16 protein-coding genes are annotated in these 13,018 nt (G+C 38.9%); 4 read left to right on the top strand and 12 right to left on the bottom strand.

What is annotated here, in order from left to right; genetic code table 11:
• Window positions 1-12 precede the first annotated feature (12 nt).
• From HMPREF1140_RS06175 to HMPREF1140_RS06135, 8 genes are all read right to left on the bottom strand, one after another.
• Window positions 13-399 (bottom strand): PrgI family protein, encoded by a 387-nt coding sequence (locus HMPREF1140_RS06175; RefSeq protein ID WP_007593583.1) that lies wholly within the window; start codon window positions 397-399, stop codon window positions 13-15.
• Between the two features lie 3 nt (window positions 400-402).
• Window positions 403-666, bottom strand: a complete 264-nt coding sequence (locus tag HMPREF1140_RS06170; RefSeq protein WP_007593585.1) for a hypothetical protein — start codon at window positions 664-666, stop codon at window positions 403-405.
• Between the two features lie 18 nt (window positions 667-684).
• Window positions 685-1,548 (bottom strand): VirB6/TrbL-like conjugal transfer protein, CD1112 family, encoded by an 864-nt coding sequence (locus HMPREF1140_RS06165; protein ID WP_007593587.1) that lies wholly within the window; start codon window positions 1,546-1,548, stop codon window positions 685-687.
• Between the two features lie 11 nt (window positions 1,549-1,559).
• A complete protein-coding gene (locus HMPREF1140_RS06160) occupies window positions 1,560-1,775 on the bottom strand; it encodes a Maff2 family mobile element protein (RefSeq protein ID WP_007594068.1) in 216 nt (71 codons plus the stop codon).
• A gap of 2 nt (window positions 1,776-1,777) precedes the next feature.
• Window positions 1,778-2,089, bottom strand: coding sequence for a single-stranded DNA-binding protein (locus tag HMPREF1140_RS06155; protein WP_007593624.1), 312 nt, complete (start codon window positions 2,087-2,089; stop codon window positions 1,778-1,780).
• Window positions 2,090-2,458: 369 nt separating this feature from the next.
• Window positions 2,459-2,812, bottom strand: coding sequence for a cupin domain-containing protein (locus HMPREF1140_RS06145; RefSeq protein WP_007593636.1), 354 nt, complete (start codon window positions 2,810-2,812; stop codon window positions 2,459-2,461).
• Window positions 2,813-2,814: 2 nt separating this feature from the next.
• Window positions 2,815-4,248, bottom strand: a complete 1,434-nt coding sequence (gene msrA / locus HMPREF1140_RS14135; RefSeq protein ID WP_009663155.1) for a peptide-methionine (S)-S-oxide reductase MsrA — start codon at window positions 4,246-4,248, stop codon at window positions 2,815-2,817.
• Between the two features lie 21 nt (window positions 4,249-4,269).
• Window positions 4,270-4,470: a hypothetical protein gene (locus HMPREF1140_RS06135; protein WP_007593640.1), complete on the bottom strand. Its 201-nt coding sequence runs from the start codon at window positions 4,468-4,470 to the stop codon at window positions 4,270-4,272.
• Window positions 4,471-4,621: 151 nt separating this feature from the next.
• Here HMPREF1140_RS06135 and ychF point away from each other — a divergent pair, with 151 nt between their 5' ends.
• Genes ychF through HMPREF1140_RS06115 form a run of 4 tightly spaced genes read left to right on the top strand, consistent with a single transcriptional unit; the run spans window position 4,622 to window position 7,159 of the window.
• Window positions 4,622-5,719: a redox-regulated ATPase YchF gene (ychF, locus tag HMPREF1140_RS06130; protein WP_009663094.1), complete on the top strand. Its 1,098-nt coding sequence runs from the start codon at window positions 4,622-4,624 to the stop codon at window positions 5,717-5,719.
• Between the two features lie 24 nt (window positions 5,720-5,743).
• The gene (locus HMPREF1140_RS06125; RefSeq protein WP_009663068.1) at window positions 5,744-6,226 is read left to right on the top strand and encodes a methyltransferase family protein; all 483 of its coding nucleotides are present in this window, start codon (window positions 5,744-5,746) and stop codon (window positions 6,224-6,226) included.
• Window positions 6,227-6,268: 42 nt separating this feature from the next.
• Window positions 6,269-6,736 carry a hypothetical protein gene (locus tag HMPREF1140_RS06120; protein ID WP_009663029.1) on the top strand — a complete coding sequence of 156 codons (468 nt, stop codon included), beginning with the start codon at window positions 6,269-6,271 and terminating at the stop codon, window positions 6,734-6,736.
• 18 nt (window positions 6,737-6,754) lie between these two features.
• Window positions 6,755-7,159 carry a hypothetical protein gene (locus HMPREF1140_RS06115; protein ID WP_009663137.1) on the top strand — a complete coding sequence of 135 codons (405 nt, stop codon included), beginning with the start codon at window positions 6,755-6,757 and terminating at the stop codon, window positions 7,157-7,159.
• A 54-nt stretch (window positions 7,160-7,213) separates the two neighbouring features.
• Here HMPREF1140_RS06115 and leuS read toward each other — a convergent pair whose 3' ends face one another.
• From leuS to HMPREF1140_RS06095, 4 genes are all read right to left on the bottom strand, one after another.
• The gene (leuS, locus tag HMPREF1140_RS06110; protein ID WP_009663002.1) at window positions 7,214-9,628 is read right to left on the bottom strand and encodes a leucine--tRNA ligase; all 2,415 of its coding nucleotides are present in this window, start codon (window positions 9,626-9,628) and stop codon (window positions 7,214-7,216) included.
• 90 nt (window positions 9,629-9,718) lie between these two features.
• Window positions 9,719-11,107 (bottom strand): glycine--tRNA ligase, encoded by a 1,389-nt coding sequence (locus tag HMPREF1140_RS06105; protein ID WP_009663092.1) that lies wholly within the window; start codon window positions 11,105-11,107, stop codon window positions 9,719-9,721.
• Window positions 11,108-11,118: 11 nt separating this feature from the next.
• Window positions 11,119-11,679, bottom strand: a complete 561-nt coding sequence (locus HMPREF1140_RS06100) for a hypothetical protein (RefSeq protein ID WP_009663142.1) — start codon at window positions 11,677-11,679, stop codon at window positions 11,119-11,121.
• A gap of 223 nt (window positions 11,680-11,902) precedes the next feature.
• On the bottom strand, window positions 11,903-13,003 hold the full coding sequence (locus HMPREF1140_RS06095) for a hypothetical protein (RefSeq protein WP_009663074.1): 1,101 nt from the start codon (window positions 13,001-13,003) through the stop codon (window positions 11,903-11,905).
• Window positions 13,004-13,018: the final 15 nt, after the last annotated feature.

Genomic DNA, 13,018 nt, shown 5'->3' with positions numbered 1-13,018 from the left:
ACTGTCAGCTTACTATGGTCTTTCTCCTGTAGCCTTCTTTTTAATGCCCTTTTGTTTTTCTTTAAAATGATTGTTTGCAATCTTCTTTTGTTCTGCAAGGTAAACCTCCTTTCTCACTCTTTTCCCCGGTTGATAAAACTTATGAAGATATATGAGCTTAAAATACTGTTCGAAAACCAAGCCATCTTTTTCAAAAAGCGTAATAAAAAATACTGGAAGGGTAGCGGTAATCAAAAACAGGACGGCAATATCATTTGGCACCAGTTTCCGTACAAAGATATAAGCTGAAAAGCCCAACAATCCTGCAATGGAAAAGCCGATAAGCTGTCTTTTCGTAAGATTAAAGGCAACTTTTGTTTTCACTCTCTTTAAATCCTTTGGAATCGGTACATACGCCATGGCTTAGATCCTCTCTTCTCTTTCCTTGGATAATTCTTCCATATGCTCATATACTGTTCCAATTTCTTCCTGAATTCTTGCAATATCTCCTTCCGTCCTTCTATTCTGTCTTTCCTGCGTTAGCTGGAGATTATTTTGAGAAGCAATTAGACTCTCATTCACCTCCTCTAAATCTTCCAGTCTTTGATTTAGGCTAAGCCATTTGATAACTGCCAAACTTGCCAAAACCATTGTTCCTACTAAAATTCCAGTTTTTCTTTTGTTCATCTTCTTCCCTCTCTTTCCCTAATGTGCATTTAGTACACTCTTTGCTAGTGATCCACTCTTTAGCATCATGAGTCCAAGTAAAACTGCATAGCAAAGAATCATCATCGTGCTTTTGTGCATATCCGTGATTTCTATTGTTTTTACCAGTACTGCGTATATTCCAAGGCAAACCATGATAAAAAGTCCTTGTAGTCCTAAGGCAAACAAGCCTTTAATGTAGTTCGTTCCAATCTGTCCCCATTCCTTATTTCCCATAGTGGCAAAGGGAATTGCCGAGACAGAAGCATAAACATAGATTTCAAACATTCTTCCGTAAACAATCACCATGACTAATATAGAGATTGCTTGCATGGCAACTTTGATTAAGGAGATTTCAAAAAGAATTGTTATAAGCTCTCCTAAGGTTTTTCCTTTTATGGAATCCACCATAGCGATAATTTCATCTCCTGATACAACAGCAGTTGTATTGATGACTCCTGCCGCCTTATTGACCATGTTTTGAGCCACATCAAAGACTGCCATGGAAAACTCAAAGGAATGAGACACTAACCAAACAGCAATCCACATCTTGATAATGTATTTGAAAAACTCAAAAGTATCGGTATCCTGCATATTATTTTTCTGCATAATCATGTTGATAAGTTCAATACATAGGATTGCTGTTATGATTAGCCCGGCTATCGGAATAATGACGGTATCGTTAATGCTTTTGATGAATTGAAACACATCACTATTCCAGCCCATTGGCGTTTGTCCTACATCTGTTGCCACTGACCCAACTTTATCGTTTAGATCAAGGAACATAGACTCTAAGTTTGCTTGGATACTGCCCAGTAGAAGCTCTCTGAAAAACTCTTCTATCTTGTCTAATATCTCAAACATACTCTCTCCTTTTACTTAATCACATTGGCAAGAAGCGGAATTAGTTTTAATCCGATAAGGGCAATGCCTCCCCCTGCCATAAGCTGCTTAATGCCTTGGGATTTTGCTCCTGGATTATCATTTCCATATCCCTCCATAAGGTTAATGACTCCCCAGGCTCCAAGTCCGGCTCCTACTGCCATAACCAAAATCTGTAATACATTGACTGCCTGAACAAAAAAATCCATATTTATTCCTCCTCGTTTTCTTCCTTCTTTTCAATCTTGTTATATGACTTCACTACAAAGTTTTTGTAAGTCTTTCCCTCTTTTTCACGCTTCTTAAAGTAGCCGAAGATATGAATCAAATCGCCTTTCTCAAAGGCTTTTGCTATTTCTGTCTTTTCTCCATAAGCTGCACAGTTGATATACTCCTTACCCTTACCGTACTTTTTTACAAGCGTAAAATTTGCAACTTCTACCGTTTCTCCGTCTTTTTCAAAGTTTGAGAAAGTAGGTTCCGCCAATAAGTTGGCGTTGATGTTAATCATTTCTTGTTTCATCTTTTTAAATTTCTCCTTTTCATTTCAATAAAAAAAGCGACCAGAAGTATTACTTTTCCAATCGCTGATACTCTTACTATTTAGTTTTTTCTTAGTGGGACTTCTGATCCTTATCATATTATCTCCTTTATTGTCTTTAACATATTTAAGGGAATTAGCATTTTGTCGTGTATATATTAGTGAAAGGTACTTGAAATACTAGTTCGCTAATTAGTGAGTTTCCCCTATTTATTGATCGCAATATAAATTGAAAATAGGCATGAAAAAAGACGATAGATTTTTTTCTTTTCTATCGTCTTACGCATTTAGTATTCAATTTTTCAGTTCAACAAACTTGAATTTATCAAAACACATTCAAAAAAATGTATTTCATTCGCCTATAGGATCATAATCTGCCGGAACCGGTGCAACGATACTCACAAAAACTATATCCTCTGTTCCTGTGTTCATTGCGCCGTGACATGCACCTTTAGGAGAAACGATAACCTGTCCTTTTTTTAAGGGAATCTCTTTATCCGGTTCGGGATAGAATATTCCTTCTCCCTGTAAAATGATCCAGATATCATCAGAATTGTGGTGACGGTGCTTCTGCAGGGTTTGTCCCGGTTTAATCACCCACACCGACCCTCCTGTAGATTCTGTTTGGTAAAAAGGTGTTTTCTTTGCAGCTTTTTTGTCTTCTTGTTTTACCATGTCCATTTCATAGATTCTTTTTTCTTCCATTGCTATATGCCCCCTTGTATTGATTTTTGATTATTCTTACTCAAAGAGCTTCCGATACTCCCCATACCCTTGTTCTTCCAGTTCATCGTAGGGAATGAATCTAAGAGCTGCCGAGTTGATGCAATAACGCAGCCCGCCGGACTCGCGGGGACCATCGTTGAACACGTGACCCAGATGGGAATCCGCGCCGCTGCTGCGCACTTCCGTCCGGACCATACCATGTGAAGTGTCCACGGCCTCAGTGACAGCATCTTCCGCGATCGGCCTGGTGAACGCCGGCCAGCCACACCCGGAATTATACTATACTTGTCCATGGATGTAAAGAGCGGTTCGCCGCTGACAATGTCGACATAAAGGCCCTTTTCAAAGAAGTCGTCATACTCGCCGGTGAAGGCGTACTCCGTGGCGGCGTGCTGTGTGACCTCAAAGGCCAAATCGCCGATCCGCACCCGAAGTTCTTCTGCAGATTCTTCTGCGCTGTTTTGCTGAAGATCAAAGTAACTGCGCGGGATATGGCAGTAGCCGCCGGGATTCTTGTCCAGATACTTCTGGTGATACTCTTCTGCGGGGAAGAAGTTTTCCAACGGAAGCAGTTCAACAGCAAGCCTGGCTCCGGCTTTCTCTTCCTCCGCCCGATAAACCGCTTCGATCTCCGGAAGCTGGTCTTCTTCCGTATAATAGATCCCCGTCCGGTACTGGATGCCTCGATCATTGCCCTGTTTGTTTACAGAGAGCGGATCGATCACCATGAAATAGTAATTCAGCAAATCAGTCAGAGAAATTACAGCAGGGTCATAGTCGACCCGCACTGTCTCGGCATGCCCGCTGCTGTTACAGACGTCCTGATAGGTCGGAGCTTCGTCAGGTCCGTTTGCATAACCTGCTTCTGTTCGGATTACGCCGACAAACTGATCAAAGAACTTCTGCGTTCCCCAGAAGCAGCCGCCTGCAAGATAGATTGTTTTTATATCCTCCGGTATCTCCATAGTAGTTTCTCCTGTCACGATCTCTCCGGACCAGGTGTTGATCCCGCCGAATTCGTAGATGTTGGTATATCCCATGTTCGCAAGCTTTTGCGCTGCTTGCTTGGATCTGTTCCCGCTTCGGCAGTAAATCAGGATGATCTGATCCAGATCCGGGAGTTCTTCCGGCCGCTCCGCTTCAATGCTCTCATTCGGAATTAGAATTGCGCCAGGAATATGGCCTGCATCGTATTCATCTTGCCTGCGGGCATCTACAATCACATGCCCGTCATCCCGGGTCATCATCTGCTTTGCCATATCTTGATCGATCTGATGATAGCTCTCGACCTCTTGCACTGAACCGGCAGTATTTACCAAACAACCAGTCAGAAGAAAAATGGTCATCAAAATCAAAAACAACAGTCTTGGAACACCTGAGCGCCCTTTTTCCACTATTGCTCTCATCTTTTTCATTCTATGTTACCTCGGTAAATTCTAATTTGTACTGTTCATATTAAAATAAGCTTTTACATACTCAAGTAGTATTTCATCCGAATAATCACCCCCGGTAGAATATGCTATATTCATTATTTCTAATGTAGATTCATCTAAATTCTTGTCATTATTTGTAAATTCTGAAACTATTTTTTTATATTTTTCAAAATCATCTTCATTTGCTCCATACGGCAATTTCATCCGGTCATCCTTTCTGCAAAAGCTCCTTGCTTTACTCTTTTAAATTATATACCTATATGTTAAAATATAACAGGTTAACCCTGATATTTATTCAGGTTTTATTGCGAATATAATTATTCAATACAAAAATATTTTAAAGAAGGTTTTTTATATGAAACTAGGAATCGTTGGCCTACCGAATGTAGGTAAGAGTACATTATTTAACTCATTGACAAAGGCAGGTGCCACTGCTGCAAACTATCCTTTTGCTACTATTGACCCTAATGTAGGTGTTGTAGCGGTGCCGGATGACAGATTAAAGGAACTTGGCAAATTATATAATACAAAAAAGGTAACACCGGCACTTATAGACTTTGTAGATATCGCAGGTCTTGTAAAGGGTGCCAGCAAGGGTGAAGGTCTTGGAAACCAGTTTTTATCAAATATCCGTGAATGTGATGCCATCATCCATGTTGTAAGATGCTTTGATGATTCAAATATCATCCATGTAGAGGGAAGTGTTGATCCAATCAGAGATATCGAAACTATCAACTTAGAGCTTATATTCTCCGATATTGAGATTTTGGAGCGAAGAATTGCAAAGACTAAAAAAGCTGCTATGAATGATAAAGCCTTAAAGCATGAGCTTGATATACTTTTGGAACTTAAGGATATACTTGAAAATGACAATATGGCAAGCAGCTACACATCTTCTGATGAAGAGGATGTCGCATTTGTAAAATCACTTGGACTTATCACATATATGCCTGTTATCTTCGCTGCAAATGTGGCTGAGGATGACCTTGCTGATGACGGTGCTTCAAATGAGTATGTAGCTAAGGTAAAAGAATATGCCGCAAAGTCAAATGCGAAGGTATTTGTTGTATGTGCAGCCATTGAAGAAGAAATTTCACAGCTGGATGATGAGGAAAAGGCAGAATATCTTGATGCTCTCGGTATCTCGGTGTCAGGTCTTGATAAGCTTATTGCAGCCAGCTATGATCTGCTTGGACTTTTAAGCTATCTTACAGCCGGTGAGGATGAGTGCAGAGCTTGGACTATAAAGAAAGGTACAAAGGCTCCGGGAGCGGCAGGAAAGATTCACTCAGACTTTGAGCGTGGATTTATCAAAGCTGAGGTTATCAACTATCAGGATCTTCTTGACTGTGGCTCTACATCTGCCGCCAAGGAAAAAGGCTTGGTGCGTATAGAAGGTAAAGAATATGTAGTACAGGATGGAGATGTAATACTCTTTAGATTTAATGTATAAACAGTTTATATAAAGGGGGCTTATATGAAAAAAAATACATTACCTGTTTTTGGTGTCGGTCCTATTTATGCCGTCAGTTGTTTACTTCTAACCGCCTTTGGACTTTTCTTAAAAAAGAAAGGATTTCTAAATGGCGGAGATCTTCCCGGCTTAAAATCTGAAGCAATGCGTATAGGCTTTATGCTCATTTTTATCGGAGTTGCATTGTGGATATATGCTGTACTCATTCAAAGAATCAGTAAAGAGATAAGCAGCGGGCATCTGGTAACAATCGGAATATATTCCATTGTCAGAAACCCTATATATCTTGCATTTTTATGTGTGTGTACAGGTATTCTGATAACTGCACATAATGTGTACTTGCTTATAATTCCGGTAGTTTTATATATATTCTTAACTGTACTGATGAAGCAGACTGAAGAAAAGTGGTTGCTTGATAAATTCGGATCGGAATATATAGAGTATTGTAAACATGTCAACAGGGTCATACCCTGGTTTAGACATTAATATATTTATGCCATCACCTGTGATGACGGAATGGAGATTATTATGGCGCTAATGGATTTATTTAAAAAGGCTTTTATGGGGGCAACTGACGAGGAAAATCGAAAAAATAAAGCCAGAATGAGAGAAATATTTAACAGCAGTGTTGCAAACGGTGATGATTACAAGCTGATTTATTGCCATATGGAAAACTGTACCAATGCTGTTATAGTTCAGGTTACAAGACATAGTAACTTTATTGTAGGATACAAGGAAGGCGAAGTTGTAGTTATTCCTGTAAATGCAGAACTTACAGAGTATGGGGATGCAATGGTATTTAATAAAGCAAATGAGAGCTTCACAAAAACATCTCTAGGTTTTTGTTTTGTAGGAAATCCTGAAGTTTCTCTGCAATTTGTTCCTATGACATATGAACCCGGTATAACTGCCGGTGCAAGACACTCAGTTTCAATCACTCAATCATCTGCAGAAGTGGCTGAGTTCAAGAATTTCTTTAAAAAGGGATTACAATAATTTGTAAATGTGAGAATTATGAATAAAGAAGATATAATTACTGCACTAAAAGAAGCTGTGGTACCCGATGAAGAGTATTATATTAATAGTGAAATAATAGATGCAATGCTTGAGTATCCCGATTCATTCCAATTTGTGAAGCCTATCTTGGAAATAATATCACAAAACCCGAGTGTTGACTTCGGGTCACCCGGAGAGTTGGTCCACTTTGTAGAAAAGTTTTATAAAAAGGGCTATGAAGAAGCACTGATTGAATCGGTAAAGAAAAATCCTACATTTCATAATATATGGATGATTCATCGTTGCTATAATGATGTAAGCTGCACTTTCCATAATGACTTTTTATCGCTGATAAATGAGATTAAAGAAAACCCTTCTAAATCTGCTGATATTATAAAGGCGATTGAAATGTTTAATTGGTAATTATTTAATAAAAAATCTTGGAGCCGGCAAACGCCGATTCCAAGATTTTTTGATTTATCCAACCACTATATTTATAATCTTCTTTGGAACATAAATTTCTTTTCTTATTGTTCCTTCAAGCTTTCCGGCTTCTGATAGAGCTTTCTTACCTGCCTCTATAGCGTCTTCCTTGCTTACATTGGCATCAAGCTCAATAACAAGCTTGGTCTTTCCGTTTATCTGAACAGGAACCTCTATTGTATCCACTTCCTTATGGCTTTCATCAAATGTAGGCCACTCTGCATGGAATACCGAGCCTTCTCCACCAAGCTCTTCCCAAAGCTCCTCACCTATATGAGGTGCAAAAGGTGCAAGCAATATTGTAAATGCCTTTAGTGTTTCCTTATCCACACCGTTCTTTTTGCTGAGCTCATTAAGCTTATTATTGTACTCCATAAAGCCTGCGATAACTGTATTTAAGCTGAATGCATTAAATCTTTGCTCAATATCCGAGATAAGATTTGCACGTACTCTTAAAAGTTCTCTGTCAGCCTCTACATTCTTATCCTTATTGTCCATTACAAGCTTGTAGAACTTATTTAAAAATCTTGATACACCCTCGATACCTCTGTCATCCCAGTCGGCATCAAGCTCAGGCGGACCTACGAAAAGCTCATACATTCTAAGGGCATCACAGCCATAATCACGAACAAGATCATCAGGTGAAACCACATTTCCCTTACTCTTACTCATCTTCTGTCCGTCACTACCGTTTATCATACCCTGATTGAAAAGCTTTGTGAAAGGCTCATCAAAATCAACCACACCTATATCATTTAAGAACTTGGTATAGAATCTTGAATAAAGAAGGTGAAGTACGGCATGCTCAACGCCACCGATATACATATCTACAGGAAGGTATTTATCTGCCATCTCTTTGCTTACAAGCTCCTTATCATTGTGCGGATCCACATATCTAAGGAAATACCAGCTTGATCCTGCCCACTGCGGCATGGTGTTTGTCTCACGTTTTGCGGCGGCACCACACACAGGACATGTTGTATTTACCCACTCATCAATAGCCGCAAGTGGTGACTCGCCGGTTCCTGTAGGCTGATAGCTCTCTACCTTAGGCAACTCAAGAGGAAGCTGTTCCTCAGGTACAGGAACATTTCCACAATGTGGACAATGAATTATCGGAATAGGCTCTCCCCAGTAACGCTGTCTTGAGAATACCCAGTCACGAAGCTTGTAGTTGGTAGTCTTCTTACCATAACCCTTTTCTTCAATCATCTGTGGTGCTTCAAGCTTTAACTTCGCACTCTCCATACCATTCCAGTCGCCTGAATTTATCATTGTTCCTACAGCATCTGTGTAGGCTTCTGTCATATTTTCAATTTCTTTACCGTCTTTTGCTATAACCTGAACTATAGGAAGATCAAATTTCTTTGCAAACTCAAAGTCTCTGTCATCATGTGCAGGTACACACATAATAGCACCTGTACCATAGTCAGCCAAAACATAGTCTGAAAGCCAAATAGGTGTCTTTGCGCCGTTTAAAGGATTGATTGCATAAGAACCTGTAAATACACCTGTCTTTTCTTTTGACTGCATTCTGTCTACATTTGACTTCATTGAGCTGTCAAAGATATATTTTTCTACCGCATCTCTTGTCTCATCTGTAGCCAGAGATTTTGCAAGCTCATGCTCAGGTGAAAGTACCATAAAGGTAGCACCGTAAAGAGTATCAGGTCTTGTAGTATAAACCACAATATTTTTGTCCTGTCCATCCACCTTAAAGTTTACCTCGGCACCATAGCTCTTTCCTATCCAGTCCGACTGCATCTTTTTAACCTTCTCAGGCCAGTCAAGCTTGTCAAGGTCATTAAGAAGTCTGTCTGCATATGCTGTTATCTTTAACATCCACTGACGAAGATTCTTCTTTGTAACAGGTGTTCCGCATCTCTCGCATTTTCCGTCTACAACCTCTTCATTTGCAAGACCTGTCTTACATGAAGGACACCAGTTGATAGGGAATTCCTTCTCATATGCAAGACCTTTTTTGAACATCTGAACAAATATCCACTGTGTCCACTTATAAAAGTTAGGATCTGTGGTATTTACTTCTCTGTCCCAATCATAAAGTGCCGCGATTTCATTTATCTGTCTTTTGATATTAGCTACATTTTCTGCTGTAGACTTTGCAGGATGAACTCCCATCTTTATTGCGTAGTTCTCTGCAGGAAGACCGAATGCATCCCAACCCATAGGATGAATTACATAATGTCCCTTTAGCACCTGATATCTGCTCCATACATCAGATATTACATATCCTCTCCAGTGTCCTACATGAAGTCCTGAACCTGAAGGATATGGAAACATATCCAAGCAATAGTACTTTGGCTTTTTTCCATCATCAACATTTACAGGGTTTGCTTCCCAGTTTTTCTTCCATTTCTTCTCTATTGCACTATGATTATAATGTGCCATAATCTCTTCCTTTCGCTACCGGTTTAAAGTTGATTAGAGCTTCCCTCCACAAAAGTGAAGTTAAAGCTCTACCAAAAAATAAGTTAAATTTTAAAATCTGAATTTGTCCTCAAAGTAAGCCTTAAGCTCTGCTATCGGAATTCTTACCTGCTCCATACTGTCTCTGTCTCTTACAGTTACAGCATTGTCATTCTCGGAGTCAAAGTCATATGTAATACAGAACGGTGTACCTATTTCATCCTGTCTACGATATCTCTTACCGATATTTCCTCTGTCATCAAACTCTACATTGTAATACTTTGACAATTCCTCGGAAATCTTAAGAGCACCCTCATTAAGCTTCTTTGAAAGCGGTAAAATACCGATCTTAACAGGAGCAAGTGCAGGATGGAAGTGAAGAACTGTTCTTGTATCACCACCCTCAAGAGTCTCTTCATCATATGCCGCACAAAGGAATGCTAAAGTAACTCTGTCTGCACCAAGTGAAGGCTCTACTACATATGGAATGTATCTCTCACTTGTCTCATCATCAAAATATGTAAGATCCTGTCCTGAAACTTCCTGATGACGACCAAGGTCATAATCCGTTCTGTCTGCGATTCCCCAAAGCTCGCCCCAACCGAACGGGAAGAGGAATTCTATATCTGTTGTAGCATTTGAATAAAAACTAAGCTCCTCTTTGTCATGGTCTCTAAGTCTCATCTGATCCTCTTTGATACCGAGGGCTATAAGCCAGTCTCTACAGAAACCTCTCCAATACTCAAACCACTCAAGGTCTGTACCCGGCTTACAGAAGAACTCAAGCTCCATCTGCTCAAACTCTCTTGTTCTGAATGTGAAGTTACCCGGAGTGATCTCATTTCTGAATGACTTACCGATCTGTCCTATACCGAAAGGTACTTTCTTTCTTGAAGTTCTTTGTACATTCTTAAAGTTTACAAAAATACCCTGTGCCGTCTCAGGTCTTAAATAAACCACATTTTTAGCATCCTCTGTTACGCCCTGGAAGGTCTTGAACATAAGGTTGAACTGACGAATATCTGTAAAATTGTGCTTACCACAGGTTGGACAAGCTATCTCATGCTCATCAATGTACTTTTTCATCTCATCATTTGACCATGCATCCACGCTACCGTCTATAGTAACATTATTTTCCTGCATATAGTCCTCAATAATCTTGTCCGCTCTAAATCTCTCATGGCATTCCTTACAGTCCATCAAAGGATCTGAGAAGCTTCCCAAATGTCCTGATGCTATCCATGTCTGTGGATTCATCAAAATGGCACAGTCAACACCTACATTGTATGGTGACTCCTTTATAAACTTCTGCCACCAGGCAGCTTTAACATTATTCTTTAATTCAACACCCAAGTTACCATAGTCCCAGGTATTTGCAAGACCGCCGTATATCTCTGAACCCGGATATACAAATCCTCTTGATTTAGCCAGTGCTATGATTTTTTCCATGCTATATTCCATGAATTTCTCCTTTATTTAAATATAATATAATTAAAGCCATCTACCTTGGCAGTATTATCATCAAACTCGATATCATTTGATACATAGGTGATCTTCCCCTCTGTATACACATCGGCCTTACCGTCTATTATCGCAATATAATTGCCTTTAATCCCCTCCGGTATCTCTATTGAATCCATCTTCGATACATCAATATCTTTAAGATTGTATACCTCTACAGAATTCAAATCAAAGCTGTTGTCTTGAGTGAACTTTGCAAACTCTTTCATACATTCAAATGAGCTGTATGAAAATACCAGTTTTGCCACATTCTTTTTTATTGCGGCATCTTCAAGTTTTACCTGATTATCCGCATTTAACTTATTAAAGTCTTCTATCTCTGCGTTGGCAAAGCTTTCAAGCTCATCGCTCTTCGCTTCCGTATCTATTTCTTCAACCAAGGCGGACTTTAGTGTGCCGTCCCCGGATATAAATATAGAGCTTTGATCAGGATGGTATGAATATGACTTGTTTCCACCACAGCCTGTCAAAAATAACAGCAACGCTGCAGCCGCCAAATATCCCTTTTTCATGAGCACTCCTCTTCTATATAAATTTATCCGCCCAAAAAGCAGTATAACAATTAAACTATGTCAGAATATTCAAATTTTTATTAAGACACTAGAAACAAGTATGCCACAAAAACGGCTCATTTTCAAGGTAGGAGAGATTTTTTATTGTATTTTTGTTCGATATAAAAAGCTCCGATTTAAACGTAGTCGGAGCTTTTTATAATTAATTTTTCATACTATCCTATTACTTAACTACCGGTGATGCATATTTACCGGGATCCTTAGCGGGTTTACAGTATTCTCTCCATTCATCAAAGCTATGAATATCATGCTCTTTTCCGTCTACTGAATTTTCAGCATTTATTTTAACTCCTTCAAAAGACACTTCTCTACCCTCAGGCAGTATAATTGATATTATTTCCTCTTCACTTGGATTACCTGTAAGTACTATATCCACTGCAATATTCTCCCTTACTTTATCTTCATTCTTATTTTTTATTCCATCGTATAAGCTCTTAAGTTTAGGGAACATATTAAACAGCTTTGTATTATTTTCTGAGATATCTTCTATATCAGTAAAATGTATCTGCCTGCATCCTTCAAAAAAGCTTAATGTTCTTACATAGTTCGCATCAAAATCTGACCACAGCACCCTACCCATATTTTGTTCCATAAACCTACTAAATTGTGATGTGTATATTAGGTTTATTCTATTTTCATCTTCCAAATCACCTATGATATCCTCATATTCTTTTTCAAACAGCTCTCCTGTCTCTACATCAATATATATCATCCTTTTTGTATTATTGTTCTTATCTTCATTTGAAGGCACTATATCTTCCGCCCCGAATACAAGACAGGGCTTATTTTCATACATTCTTGTTGTGAACATAGTATAGTCGGTAGGCATTATATTCATATTCTTTTCTTTTAAAATTTCAAGAACATCTATTTCATTTTTTATCTTCCAACCTCCTATACCATAAACCTTTACGTCAAAATTTTCTATATTTCTTTCTAAATATGTTTTATCTGTATCTACATCCCTCATTCTGTTTGAATTCACTGTCATATTAACTTCCACGGCATATTTTAAAGGTATATATAGCATATATCTTATTACAGGGTCTTCACTTTCTTTTATATCATTATCCTGTATCGCACAGAGGGCATTTCCGTCTTCACTAATCCAAAGCCCGTGCAGTTTATTTTTTATTCCCCATGTCACTGTGTAACCGTCATCTACAATCTTATGTGTTGTATTTTCATCCATCTTTTTATCTTTACTTCCACATCCGATGCAAAATATTATGCAAAATACAAATAATAAAAGGGCTCTCTTCATCCTTCTACTCCTCCG

The organism is Lachnoanaerobaculum sp. ICM7, assembly GCF_000287675.1.
GTDB lineage: Bacteria > Bacillota > Clostridia > Lachnospirales > Lachnospiraceae > Lachnoanaerobaculum.
Note: the sequence above shows the minus strand (reverse complement) of the source record. Positions and strands in the feature narration are given on the sequence as shown.